Genomic DNA, 12,151 nt, shown 5'->3' with positions numbered 1-12,151 from the left:
GACGGAAGAGGTTCTGCAGACGGTTCCCTCCAGGGGAGGGAGATGATCGACACAGGAGACTCAACATGCCCGGCACCATCGCCGCGACGGTGATCATGAAGGCGCGAAAGAAGATCGCGTGGCACTTCCTCTCGGCAGGCGCGACCACCGCGGCCACCGCGACGGCGTTCGAGCGGCCCGCGACGCGCCTCGGCGGCGAGGAGTTCGACCGCATGATCGCGTTCGGCGCGCTCGAGAAGACCGAGGACGGGCGCTACTGGCTCCACCGCCGCCGCTACGCCGACTATCGCAAGGAGTCGCTGGCGCGCGTGCTCGGCTATCTCGCGCTCGCGGGCTTCGCCGCGGCGGGAGCGATCGCGCTGGGATGAGCCGCGCGGTGGACGCTGCGGTCGCCCGCCGCTATCCGCGCCGCTTCGGATAGCGGAAGGAACGGCCATGGCAGCGCGCGCGAGCTCGTGGGGAACAAGCGTCGCGCTGGCGCTGGCGGCGCTGCTCGGCGGCTGCGCGACGCCGCCGCCCGCGGTGCATGAGGCGGCGCGGCCGGCGGCGACGGCGCCCGCGCCCGCCGCCGCCACCGCGACGACGCAGCCGCAGCTCTTCGTCGTCGCCGCCAACCCGCTCGCCGCCGACGCCGGGCTGGCGGTGCTGCGCCGCGGCGGCTCGGCCGTGGACGCCGCGATCGCGGTGCAGGCGATGCTGTCGCTGGTCGAGCCGCAGAGCTCGGGCATGGGCGGCGGCGCCTTCATGACCTATTACGACGCCGCCAGCACGCAGGTGACCGTCTACGACGGACGCGAGACCGCCCCGGCCGGCGCCACGCCCGACATGTTCCTCGACGACGGCGGCAAGCCGCTGCCCTTCGCCACCGCGGTGCTGAGCGGGCGCGCCACCGGCGTGCCCGGCGCGGTGAAGATGCTCGCCGAGGCGCATCGCCGCCACGGCGCGCTGCCGTGGCGCGACCTGTTCGGCGACGCCGAGCGTACCGCGCGCGACGGCTTCCTGGTCTCGCCGCGGCTCGGCCGCTTCCTGGCGAGCGGGCGCTTCCCCGAGTCGAACGCGCCCGACGTGCTCGCCTATTTCGCGCGCCCCGGCGGCGGGCTGCTGCGCCCCGGCGACCGGCTGCGCAACCCGGCCTATGCCGGTTTTCTCCAGCGGCTCGCCGCGCAGGGACCGGACGCACTCTACGCCGGGGAGACCGCGCGGCGGATCGTCGCGCGCGTCCACGAGGGCGCGCTCGCGGGGAGCATGACGCTCGCCGACCTCGCCGCCTACCGCCCCGTCGTGCGCGAGCCGCTGTGCGCACCCTATCGCGTGCTGCTGGTCTGCGCGCCGCCGCCGCCCGCGAGCGGCGTGGGCCTGCTCGAGCTGCTCGGCCTGCTCGAGCGCACCGACGTGGCGCGCTACGGCGCGGACGACCCGCGCGGCTGGTTCCTCTTCGCCGAGGCGAGCCGGCTGATGTACGCCGACCGCGACCGCTACGTCGGCGACCCTGCCTTCGTCGACGTGCCCGTCGCCGGGCTGCTCGCCCCCGCCTATCTCGATCGCCGCGCGCGGCTGATCGGCGAGCGCGCCGGCGCCGCGCCCGCACCCGGCCAGCCCGAGGGCGCGGCACCGCGCGGCGTCGACCGCACGCTCGAGCCCACCGGCACCTCGCACTTCGTCGTCGGGGACGCGCGCGGCAACGTCGTGTCGATGACGACCACGGTGGAGTCGATCTTCGGCTCCGGGCGGATGGTCGACGGCTTCTTCCTCAACAACCAGATGACCGACTTCTCCTTCAGCCCGCGCGACGCCGACGGCCGCGCCGCGGCCAACGCGGTGGCCGCGGGCAAGCGCCCGCGCTCGTCGATGACGCCGCTGATCCTGCTCGACCGCCAGCGCCATTTCGCCGGCGCGGTCGGCTCGGCGGGGGGCAACGCGATCCTGGCCTATGTCGGCAAGGCGGTGGTCGGCGCGGTCGACTGGGGACTCACGATGCAGCAGGCGCTGGCGCTGCCCAACCTGATCGCGCGCGGCGACTCGTTCCAGGGCGAGGCCGACAAGTTTGCGCCCGCGATCCGCGACGGCCTCGCCGCGCGGGGCGTGACGGTGCGGCCGGGGCAGGGCGAGGACTCGGGGCTGCACGGCGTCATCGTCCGCGATGGGCGGCTCGACGGCGGCTACGACCCGCGGCGCGAGGGCAAGGTGGCGCTGGCGCCGGTGAACTGAAGCGCTGGTCTTTCAGCGCGTTAACCATAGACTTACGATTGCCTGGCTAGGGACAGGCACATGGTCGCCGATGTCCTCACCCGCTCCGCCGCCGCCCCCTTCGCCGCGGCCCCGCTCTCTGGTCTGGCCGACGCGTGGCGTCGGCTGCGGCGCCGCGACGAGCGCCACGCGCGCGACGCCGCCGGGGCGGCGCCGGCGTGGCTGACGCCGCCGCCGGAGCGCCCGCTGCCGCGCGACCTCGACCTGCCGCTGCGCCTGTTCGATCCCGCCGCGCTCGCGCGCGCCACGCCCGAGGCGGCACCCGCGCCGCGCGCGATGGCGCTGGAGCCGCTGCTGCTCGACGAGACGCTGCAACGACTGCGCCGTTTGGTGGGGTGAAGGGCGCCGTAAGCCTCCCCTGACCGGCGGACGACCTCACCCCGCCGCCACCGTCACGCCCTCCAGCCGCGCGTGCGTCGCCCCCGCCTCGCACGCGCGCGCCACCACGCGCAGCTCCGCCAGCACATGGCCGGGCAGCGCGAGCGAGTCGGCGTCGAGCGAGTCGAGCCAGGCGTCGAGCCGCGGGTCGCTGCGCCCCGCCAGCACCAGCTCGTGCCGGTCGCCGGTGAAGGTCGCGCTGTGCCACGCCACCGCGCGGTGGCGCTCGATCGCCACCGCCGCGCCCGCGCGCGCCGCGGAGCGCGCCAGCGCGCGCTGCAGCCGCCCCGCGCTCATCGCACGCCCGCGCGCAGCACCGCTTCGATCCGCCGCCGCATCCGCTCGCCCGGCACGCGACCGCACCGCAGGTCGCGGACCAGCCGCGGGTCGTTGACGGTTCGCCGCCCGAACGTCGTCGGTGCGACTCCGGTGCGGCGCAGATAGCGTTCGATCTCCAGCAACAGACTCATCGATACATCTCCCTCGACTCACCCGTTCTTCATCTGTTCTCACTTTTCCAACTTGTCGAGGAAAAATCCTCAGGCTAGGGTTGCGCATGGCCGAGACCCCGCAGCAGGCGCTCACGCGTGCCGCCGCCGAGCGTGGCGTGGCGCTCTCCGCACTGTCGCGGATGATCGGGCGCAATCAGGCCTATCTCAGCCAGTTCGTGCTGCGCGGCTCGCCGCGGCGCCTGCCCGAGCGCGAGCGCCGGCTGCTCGCCGACTTCCTGGCGCTCGATGAAGCGGTGCTGGGCGCCGCACCGCGCGAGGAGGACGTGGCGGTGCCGTGGCTGGCGGTACGCGCCGCGGCGGGGCACGGGCGGGTAGCGGAGGAGCGCCTGCTCCGCGCCGAGCCGGTGCCGCGCGCGCTGCTCCGCGCGGCCGGGATCGCGCCCGCCGCCGCCTCGCTGATCACGGTGGCGGGCGAGTCGATGGCGCCGACCTTGCGCGACGGCGACCGGTTGCTCGTCGACACCGCCGACCGCCGCCCCGCCGCGGGCGGTGCGATCTACGTGATCCGGCGCGACGAGGAACTGGCGGTCAAGCGGCTGGTCCCGGAAGGCGCGACCGTCGCGGTGCACAGCGACAATCCCGACTGGCCGACGTCGCGGGTCGCGGCGCGCGCGCTCGTCGTCATCGGACGCGCGCGGCTGCTCACCCGCATGCTGTGAGGCAGGCGAGCCGCTGATATACATCAGTGCCGGTGCGGCTATAGGAGACCGTGACAGGGTTGGCGCGGCATGATCGGAGGCGCGGCGATGGCGGTGGCCGCCACGGACAGTTCGGGCAGGGCGGAAGCGGGTCGGCCGCCGAGGCTCGATCGGCGCGGAGGGCATCGCGTGCCGGAAGCACGTCGCGACGGCGCATCCGAGCACGTTCCACCGTCGCGCCAGCCGTGCGGCACGCGTCTCGGTCGCGACACCGACGGCGGTCCCTGGTGATCCTCGGTGCCGGTGCGACCTGGGGCATCTGCGCCGCCGCCACCGCGGCGGTGATCGCGCGCCCGTTCCGCTGGCCCGAGGCGATCTGGGCGGTCGCCGGCGCCGGGCTGCTGCTACTGCTCGGGCTGATGCCGTGGCAGGCGGCGCTGGGCGCGGTGGCGAAGGGCGGCGACGTCTACCTCTTCCTGATCGGCATGATGCTGCTGAGCGAGACCGCGCGCGAGCAGGGGCTGTTCGACTGGGTCGCCGCCGCCGCCGCGGCACACGCGCGGGGCTCGCCGCGGCGGCTGTTCGCGCTGGTCTATGCCACGGGCATCGTCACCACGACCTTCCTGTCGAACGACGCCACCGCGGTGGTGCTGACCCCCGCGGTCTATGCCGCCGCGCGCAAGGCCAGGGCGGACCCGCTGCCGCTGCTGTTCGCCTGCGCGCTGATCGCCAACGCGGCCAGCTTCGTGCTGCCGATCTCCAATCCCGCCAACCTCGTCCTGTACGGCGGGACGATGCCGCCGCTCGGCCAATGGTTCGGCTCGTTCGCGCTGCCCTCGCTCGCCGCGATCGGCGTGACCTTCGTCGCATTGCGCTGGGCCGAGCGCGCGCGGCTGACCGGCAGCTGTGCGATCGACGTCGCGCGGACGCCGCTACCCGCGGGCGGTCGCGCCGCGCTGGCGGGGATCGCGGCGACCGCGCTGCTGCTGCTGGTGATCTCGGCGCGCGACCTGCCGCTCGGGCTGCCGACCTGCGTCGCCGGTGTCGTGACGACGCTGCTGGTGTGCGCGCTGGCGCGGCGCTCGCCGCTGGCGCTGGCGCGGCAGGTGTCATGGAGCGTGCTGCCGCTGGTCGCCGGGTTGTTCGTGCTGGTCGAGGCGCTCGATCGCACCGGCGTGATCGCGCAGGTCGCCGCGGCGCTGCGCACCACCGCGGCCGACCCGGTGCGCGGCGCGGCGGTGGCGGGGACGGTGCTCGCCTTCGTCTCCAACCTGATGAACAACCTGCCCGCCGGGCTGGTCGCCAGCACCGCGGTGGCGCAGGCGCACCCGCCGCGGCTGGTGGTGGACGCGCTGCTGATCGGCGTCGACCTCGGCCCCAACCTCTCGATCACGGGCAGCCTCGCGACGATCCTGTGGCTGCAGGCGATCCGCCGCGAGGGCGAGGACGTCGGCTTCTGGCGCTTCTTGAAGGTGGGGGCGGTGACGATGATCCCGGCGCTGGCGGCGGCGCTCGGCGCGCGGCTGCTGATCGGGTAGGGGGCGCATAGCGTTGCCGAGGGAGCGGCGTCTCGAGCGTCAGTCGCTACCTCATCCTCTCCTTGCAGGGGAGGATCGATAGGCCCCCCATCCCCATCACCCCTGCGACAGCGCGTCGCGCAGCCGCGGGTCCTCCAGCGCCAGGCCGGCGCCGACCGCGACGCACAGCAGCGGCGAGTCGGCCACCACCACCGGCAGCCCGGTCGCGGCGCTGAGCACCTCGTCGAGCCGGGTCAGCATCGCGCCCCCACCCGTCATGACGATGCCCTGCTCGACGACATCGGCGGCGAGCTCGGGCTTGATATGGCCGAGCGTGCGCAGCACCGCCTCGACGATCTGGCCGACCAGGTCGGCCAGCGCGTCGGCGATCTCGCCCTCGGTGATGGTGATCTCCTTGGGGATGCCGTTGACGAGGTCGCGCCCCTTGACGCGCATCGGCCGGTCGGCCTCGTTGCCGGGGCGGCTGGCCGAGCCGATCGTCAGCTTGATCCGCTCGGCCGTCGCCTCGCCGATCATCAGATTGTGGCGGCGGCGGACGTGCGAGGCGATCGCGTCGTCGAGCTTGTCGCCGCCGACGCGGACCGAGCTGCTGTACGCCAGCCCGCTCAGCGACAGCACCGCCACCTCGGTGGTGCCCCCGCCGATGTCGACCACCATCGAGCCGGTCGGCGCGGTGATCGGCAGCCCGGCACCGAGCGCGGCGGCGAGCGCCTCCTCGATCAGCCGCACCTCGGAAGCGCCCGCGCTCAGCGCCGCCTGGCGGATCGCGCGGCGCTCGACCTGGGTCGAGCCGGTCGGGATCGAGATCACCATGCCCGGCCGGCGCTGGAGCCGGCCGCGCCCGCCGTGGACCTTGTCGATGAAATGCTTGATCATCTGCTCGGCGACGTCGAGGTCGGCGATCACGCCGTCGCGCAGCGGGCGGATGGTGCGGATATGCTCGGGCGTCTTGCCCATCATCAGCTTGGCGTCTGACCCGACCGCGAGCACGCGCGTGACGCCGTCGCGCTCCTCGACCGCGACGACCGAGGGCTCGTCGATGACGATGCCGCGCCCGGCGACGTGGACCAGCGTGTTGACGGTGCCAAGGTCGACCGCGAGGTCGTGCGAGCGAAGGCCGAGGATGGAGGGTAAGCGCACGGGCACCGTTCTCTCGATGATGTCGGCGGCGCGCTGCCAACAAGGGGGCTCAAGGGTCTGGCGCGGCTCGCGACTTTCGCTTCACCCGTCAATGCGCTTGCGATCAGCGGCGGGTGGCGGGCGGCAGGTGGCGGGCGCCACCCGCCGCATTGGGTCAGCGCGTGGCGAGCCAGATCGTGTGCGGCGGCGCCTCGCCGTGGCCGTCGGGATCCACCGTGGCGACGTCGACCGCGAAGCCGGCGGCGCGCAGCCGCGCGGTGAAGTCGGGGTCGGCGAAGGCCGACCACACCGCGAGCACGCCGCCGGGGCGGAGCGCGGCGCGCGCGGTGCGCAGCCCCCAGTCACAGTAGAGCCGCTCGTTGGCGAGGTGGATCAGGCCCTCGGGGCCGTTGTCGACGTCGAGCAGGATCGCGTCGAAGCGCATCTCCTGCTCGAGGATGACGTCGTGGACGTCGCCGACGATCAGCGACACGCGCGGGTCGCCGAGCGACTCGCCGTGGATGTGGCGCAGCGGCCCGGTCGCCCAGGCAACTACCTCGGGGACAAGCTCGGCGACGGTGATCGTCGCCGCACCCGGCAGCGCGGCGCACGCCGCGGCGAGGGTGAAGCCCATGCCGAGTCCACCGATCAGCACGCGCGGCGCGGCGCCGAGCCCGCGCAGCGCCAGCGTGGCGAGCGCCTCCTCGGAGCGCACCGCCCAGCTGCCCATCAGCTGCTCGTCGCCGAACAGGATCTCATAGTCCTGTTCGTGACGCCGCAGATGGAGCTGGCCGCCGTCGGGCAGCTCGGCGGTGTCGACGAGCATGCCCCAGGGGCCGTCCGCGCCGACGTCAGGCGTGCCGAGGGCCGCCTCGGCCACCGCCATCGCGCCGCTCAGGCGGACTGGAGGTTGACGGCCGAGACCTTGCCGCGCCGGTCGGTCTCCAGCTCGTAGCTGACGCGCTGGTCCTTATCGAGCGTGCGCATGCCGGCGCGCTCGACCGCGCTGATGTGGACAAAGGCGTCGGTGCCGCCGTCCTCCGGCGCGATGAAGCCATAGCCCTTGTCGGCGTTGAAGAATTTGACGGTGCCGGTGATCATGAGGGCGTCCTTCATCCCAGGTGACGGGGCTGCCACGGGAGCGGCACCCCGGCTTCGTTTAGCTTGAAAGGGATATGGGGCGCGCAGTGGCCCGAGATCCGTCGCATACGACGTCGCCGCACTGCGATAGAGCTATGGCGAAGGGAAAGATAGGCGGAATCGGTGGGGCGGGCGAACAGTGAGCGCCGGGCGGCGGCGGTCCGGGATCCACCGTGCTGCCCTCGCGGGTCAGCCCTACCCCATCTCTCCGTCATCCCGGACTTGTTCCGGGATCCACCGTGCCGCGCGCTCCAGAGACGTTGCTGTTGCCGAGGAGTGGATCCCGGAACAAGTCCGAGATGACGGAAGGGTGAGGCGCGTCGCCGACGATCCGCGCAGGAAGCCCGGAAGGAGATCGATGACCTTCCGGCTGTACGTCGACACCCGCGCTGCCAACAGGCCGGCCCGCCGCCTCTCACCCCCGCTTGGCGCGCCCCGCCGCCATCGCGGCGTCGCTGGCGAGCCGGTCGGCGCGCTCGTTCTCGGGGTGGCCGGCATGGCCCTTGACCCACTCCCACTCGACGCGGTGCGGCTCGGCCGCGGCGAGCAGCGCCTGCCACAGCTCGGCGTTCTTCACCGGCTTCTTGTCCGCGGTCTTCCAGCCGTTCTTGCGCCAGCCGTGGATCCATTTGGTCAGCCCGTCCATGACGTAGCGGCTGTCGGTCATCAGCTTGACGCGGCACGGGCGGGTCAGCGCGTTGAGCCCCTCGATCGCGGCGGTCAGCTCCATCCGGTTGTTGGTGGTGACCGCATCGCCGCCGGAGAGCTCCTTCTCGTGCGCGCCGCTGCGGATCACCACGCCCCAGCCGCCGGGGCCGGGATTGCCCTTGCAGGCGCCGTCGGTGAACATCTCGACGAGGGTGAGTTCGGTCATGCAAAACAGTCCGGATGAGCCTCGTACCAGGCGAGGCGGTGGAGATAGGCGAGCGGGTCCTTGCGCGTGACCAAAGCGTCGGCGGGCGTGTGCAGCCAGTCCCACGCGCGGCTCAGCAGGAAGCGGACGCAGGCGCCGCGCGCGAGCAGCGGCAGCGCGGCGCGCTCGGCGGCGGAGAGCGGCGCCGCCGCGGCGTAGCCGGCGAGCAGCGCCTCGCCCACCGCGGCATCGACCGGCGCGCCGGCGGCGTCGAACGCCCAGGCCGAGTGCATCACCGCCAGGTCGTAGGCGGTGAGGTCGGTGCAGGCGAAATAGAAGTCGATCAGGCCGGTGACCGCGTCGCCGAGCATCAGCACGTTGTCGGGGAAGAGGTCGGCGTGGATCGCGCCGCTCGGCAGGTCGCTGGGCCAGTCGCGCTCGATCGCGTCGAGCGCGCGCGCGACGCGGTCGAACAGGCCGGGCCGGATCGCGTCGATGTCGCGTCCGCAGCGCTCGAGCAGCGCGCGCCACGTCGCCACGCCCATCGAGTTGGCCCGGGCCGGGACGAAATCGGCGAGCGCGACGTGCATCTCGCCCAGCGCGCGCGCGGCGGCGTGCGCCTGCGCCGGGCTGGGGTGCGACACCGAGACGCCGGGGAGGAAGCGGATCAGGCAGGCGGGCCGGTCGGCGAGCCGCTGGATCGCGACGCCGTCGCGGTCGGCGATCGCGGGGGGCACGGGCAGGCCTTTCGCCGCGAGATGGTCGAGCAGCGCGAGGAAGAACGGCAGGTCGTCGGCCGCGACGCGCTTCTCGTAGAGGGTGAGGATGAAGCGCGCGTCGGTGGTGTCGACGAGATAGTTGGAATTCTCCACCCCCTCGGCGATGCCCTTGGCCGAGACCAAAGCGCCCGCGTCATAGCGCGCGAGGAAGGCGGCGAGCGCCTCGGCCGATACCTGCGTGTAGACTGCCACCTGCTGCCCCCTCGTGGCGGCCGTCCCAGCGCCCGCGGCGGGTTCGTTCGCGGAAGAGAGGAGGCCGGGTCAAGCCCAGGGGTGCGATTCCTGGTGCGATGCGGGCCCTCACCCACGTCCCGTCACCCCGGACTTGTTCCGGAGCCCATCTCCCCGCGTCCTCACGGGCCGATGAACGTGCCGCACGGTGGATCCCGGAACAAGTCCGGGATGACGGGACGTGGGTGAGGGCCCGGCGCGCGAAAGCCCACAGCCCGCTCCCGGTTACGCCGCCTCCGCCTCCAGCCCGCGGGGCAGCTTGAAGGCGATCGTCTCGCGCGTGGTTTCCTCCTCGCGCTCGGTCACGTCGAAGCGGGTCGACAGCCGGTCGACCAGCTCGCGCACCAGCAGCTCGGGCGCGGAGGCGCCCGCGGTGACGCCCAGCGTGCCGACGCCGTCGAGGAACGCCCAGTCGAGGTCGGCGGCGCGCTGGATCAGCGCCGAGCGGATGCCCTGACGCTCCGCCACCTCGACCAGCCGCAGCGAGTTGGACGAGTTGGGCGCGCCGATCACCAGCACCGCGTCGCACGCCGCCGCGATCGCCTTCACCGCGGCCTGGCGGTTGGAGGTGGCGTAGCAGATGTCCTCGCCGTGCGGCGCCTGGATCGCGGGGAAGCGCGCGTGCAGCGCGGCGACCACCGCGGCGGTGTCGTCGACCGAGAGCGTCGTCTGGGTGAGGAAGGCGAGGTTGGCGGGATCGGCGGGGACTAGCGCGGCGACGTCCTCCACCGTCTCGATCAACGTCATCGCGCCGGCGGGCACCTGGCCGAAGGTGCCGATCACCTCGGGATGGCCGGCATGGCCGATGAACAGGATGTGCCGCCCCGCCGCGACCAGCCGCTCGGCCTGGCGGTGCACCTTGGAGACCAAAGGGCAGGTCGCGTCGAGATAGTCGAGCCCGCGGTCCTGCGCCGCCGCGGGCACCGACTTGGGCACGCCGTGCGCGGAGAAGACCACCGGCGCGCCGTCGGGCACCTCGTCCAGCTCCTCGACGAAGATCGCGCCCTTGGCCTTCAGCGAGTCGACCACGAATTTGTTGTGGACGATCTCGTGGCGGACGTAGACGGGGGCGCCGTGCTTCTCGATCGCCAGCTCGACGATGCGGATCGCGCGGTCGACGCCGGCGCAGAAGCCGCGCGGCGCGGCGATCAGCAGCTCGAGCGGGCGGCGGGCGGGAACGGGTTCGGCCATGCGCCCGCGTCTACGCCAATGCTTGCTCCGGCGATAGTCGGTTCCTATGCTGCGGGCGTGACCGGGGCCGTTCGCGCGGCCCCGTTGTCGCATGTGCTGATTGTCGGGATGCCCCAGTGAATTCTCCCCGCGTGCTCCTTTACCGCCCGCTCGCCGCGTCGCTCGTCCTCCTGCTCGCGGCGGGCTGCGCGCGCACCGGCGAGATCGACGTCTCGCGCGGCGGCGCCGGCATCACCGCGGTACGCTCGGCCTGCCCGACCGTGGCGGTCCCCGCGGGCACCGGCGACGTCACCCTGTTCGACCCGCCCGCCAGCCGCACCGCCAGCGCGATCGACACCGTGGCGACGATCAGCAACGTGCGCTCCACCTGTGACGACCAGGGCAGCGACGTGATCACGCGCGTCACCTTCGACGTGCGCGCGCGCCGCGTCCGCGCCGACTCGCCGCGCGACGTGACCTTGCCCTATTTCATCGCGATCACGCGCGGCGGCAGCTCGGTGGTGGCCAAGCGGCTCGGCCAGGTCGCGCTCCACTTCGACGCCGGCCAGCCGGTAGCGACCGCTTCCGCCGAGGCCACCAGCGCGGTGTCGCGCGCCGCGGCGACGCTGCCGTCCGAGGTGCGCGACCGGCTGACCAAGAAGCGCAAGGCGGGCGACGAGGACGCCGCGCTCGATCCGCTCGCTGACCCGCAGGTGCGCACCGCGGTCGCCTCGGCCAGCTTCGAGGCGCTGGTCGGCTTCCAGCTCACGCCCGATCAGCTGAAGTATAACGCAACCCGCTGACGACGCGGTACTTTCACACCTTCTGCGACGAGCCGAGTCGGAGCGGCGGCGAGCCGGTCACCTTTGAGCAACCATTATCGGCCTAAGCCTTTGGTTGAAGGCGCTATCGGTGCCGCAGGAGTTGTTCGTGACCGCATTGACGCCGCTGCTGTCCTCCTCGTCGCTGGCTCCCACGGCCGCGCCGACGACGCGTCCGACGGTCCCGGTGGCGGCCGTTCCGGGCGCGGCCGCGACGCCGGACCGAACGATCGGCGCCCGGGTCGACTCGCAGGTGGCGGGCGGGGCGCTCAGCGCGGACGCGGGCGCCTCGCTCAAGGACTTCTTCGGCGAGACGGGGGAGGCGGGCACGACCGGCAGCCTGATCCGCCGCGCCGGCGCGCAGCTCGATCAGTTCGACCGCGTGCTCGACACATTGCGCGCGAGCCTCGGCGGCGGCGCGACCTACGGCGGTCTCGCGCCGGGCAGCAGCGGGATGGTGGTCGACCGGCTGGCGTGAGCCAGCGGGGGCTGCTCCTTCTCTAGGGCTGGCGGTCTCACGCGCTGGCCCGAGACGGTCGCGCTCTGCCGCCTTCCCCTCGCATCATCGTCGCGCCTGTGTGGCGTCATCGCCCCTCTCCCTCCGTCATCCCCGCCTGCGCGGGGATGACGAGAAAGGGGGGCGGATGATGAAAAGGGGAGAGCCGGGATGACGATCATGGGGCAGGTCGCGCGCGCTCCTCGCCGACCTTCCTCGCGCCTTCGCC

Annotated in this window: 15 protein-coding genes; 7 read left to right on the top strand and 8 right to left on the bottom strand. The window is 73.3% G+C overall.

Annotation, left to right across the window (positions count from 1 at the left end; genetic code table 11):
- Positions 1 to 65 precede the first annotated feature (65 nt).
- From FHY02_RS15550 to FHY02_RS15540, 3 genes are all read left to right on the top strand, one after another.
- Positions 66 to 368, top strand: a complete 303-nt coding sequence (locus tag FHY02_RS15550; protein WP_183923809.1) for a hypothetical protein — start codon at positions 66 to 68, stop codon at positions 366 to 368.
- Positions 369 to 435: 67 nt separating this feature from the next.
- A complete protein-coding gene (gene ggt / locus FHY02_RS15545; protein ID WP_183923807.1) occupies positions 436 to 2,208 on the top strand; it encodes a gamma-glutamyltransferase in 1,773 nt (590 codons plus the stop codon).
- Between the two features lie 60 nt (positions 2,209 to 2,268).
- Complete coding sequence (locus FHY02_RS15540) at positions 2,269 to 2,586, top strand: hypothetical protein (RefSeq protein WP_183923805.1); 318 nt, start codon at positions 2,269 to 2,271, stop codon at positions 2,584 to 2,586.
- A gap of 36 nt (positions 2,587 to 2,622) precedes the next feature.
- On the opposite strand, the gene FHY02_RS15535 is transcribed toward FHY02_RS15540, so the two are convergent.
- Entirely contained in the window at positions 2,623 to 2,922 is a 300-nt protein-coding gene (locus FHY02_RS15535) for a hypothetical protein (RefSeq protein WP_183923803.1), read from the bottom strand.
- Complete coding sequence (locus FHY02_RS15530) at positions 2,919 to 3,095, bottom strand: hypothetical protein (RefSeq protein WP_183923801.1); 177 nt, start codon at positions 3,093 to 3,095, stop codon at positions 2,919 to 2,921. Before FHY02_RS15530 ends, FHY02_RS15535 begins: the two co-directional genes overlap by 4 nt.
- An 86-nt stretch (positions 3,096 to 3,181) precedes the next feature.
- Between FHY02_RS15530 and FHY02_RS15525 the strand changes: the two genes are divergently transcribed.
- On the top strand, positions 3,182 to 3,796 hold the full coding sequence (locus FHY02_RS15525) for a S24 family peptidase (protein ID WP_183923799.1): 615 nt from the start codon (positions 3,182 to 3,184) through the stop codon (positions 3,794 to 3,796).
- 266 nt (positions 3,797 to 4,062) lie between these two features.
- Entirely contained in the window at positions 4,063 to 5,313 is a 1,251-nt protein-coding gene (locus tag FHY02_RS15520) for an arsenic transporter (RefSeq protein ID WP_183923797.1), read from the top strand.
- Between the two features lie 96 nt (positions 5,314 to 5,409).
- Here FHY02_RS15520 and FHY02_RS15515 read toward each other — a convergent pair whose 3' ends face one another.
- The 6 genes from FHY02_RS15515 to ispH form a co-directional block, all read right to left on the bottom strand.
- Positions 5,410 to 6,453, bottom strand: a complete 1,044-nt coding sequence (locus FHY02_RS15515) for a rod shape-determining protein (protein WP_311721505.1) — start codon at positions 6,451 to 6,453, stop codon at positions 5,410 to 5,412.
- A 154-nt stretch (positions 6,454 to 6,607) separates the two neighbouring features.
- The gene (locus tag FHY02_RS15510) at positions 6,608 to 7,318 is read right to left on the bottom strand and encodes a spermidine synthase (protein WP_260172938.1); all 711 of its coding nucleotides are present in this window, start codon (positions 7,316 to 7,318) and stop codon (positions 6,608 to 6,610) included.
- An 8-nt stretch (positions 7,319 to 7,326) separates the two neighbouring features.
- Positions 7,327 to 7,533: a cold-shock protein gene (locus FHY02_RS15505; RefSeq protein WP_183923795.1), complete on the bottom strand. Its 207-nt coding sequence runs from the start codon at positions 7,531 to 7,533 to the stop codon at positions 7,327 to 7,329.
- A gap of 454 nt (positions 7,534 to 7,987) precedes the next feature.
- Complete coding sequence (rnhA, locus tag FHY02_RS15500; protein WP_183923793.1) at positions 7,988 to 8,446, bottom strand: ribonuclease HI; 459 nt, start codon at positions 8,444 to 8,446, stop codon at positions 7,988 to 7,990.
- Positions 8,443 to 9,396, bottom strand: a complete 954-nt coding sequence (gene thrB, locus FHY02_RS15495; RefSeq protein ID WP_183923791.1) for a homoserine kinase — start codon at positions 9,394 to 9,396, stop codon at positions 8,443 to 8,445. The genes rnhA and thrB overlap by 4 nt, the downstream gene beginning before the upstream one ends.
- Before the next feature lie 264 nt (positions 9,397 to 9,660).
- Positions 9,661 to 10,626, bottom strand: a complete 966-nt coding sequence (ispH, locus tag FHY02_RS15490; RefSeq protein ID WP_183923789.1) for a 4-hydroxy-3-methylbut-2-enyl diphosphate reductase — start codon at positions 10,624 to 10,626, stop codon at positions 9,661 to 9,663.
- Between the two features lie 116 nt (positions 10,627 to 10,742).
- Here ispH and FHY02_RS15485 point away from each other — a divergent pair, with 116 nt between their 5' ends.
- Together FHY02_RS15485 and FHY02_RS15480 are read left to right on the top strand one after the other, a co-directional pair.
- Positions 10,743 to 11,408 carry a hypothetical protein gene (locus tag FHY02_RS15485; RefSeq protein WP_311721511.1) on the top strand — a complete coding sequence of 222 codons (666 nt, stop codon included), beginning with the start codon at positions 10,743 to 10,745 and terminating at the stop codon, positions 11,406 to 11,408.
- A 127-nt stretch (positions 11,409 to 11,535) separates the two neighbouring features.
- Entirely contained in the window at positions 11,536 to 11,904 is a 369-nt protein-coding gene (locus FHY02_RS15480; protein WP_183923787.1) for a hypothetical protein, read from the top strand.
- The last annotated feature ends 247 nt before the right edge of the window (positions 11,905 to 12,151 follow it).

Source organism: Sphingomonas sp. BK069 (assembly GCF_014193405.1).
In the GTDB taxonomy this organism is placed as follows: domain Bacteria; phylum Pseudomonadota; class Alphaproteobacteria; order Sphingomonadales; family Sphingomonadaceae; genus Sphingomonas.
This window is presented reverse-complemented; position numbering and strand designations above follow the sequence as displayed.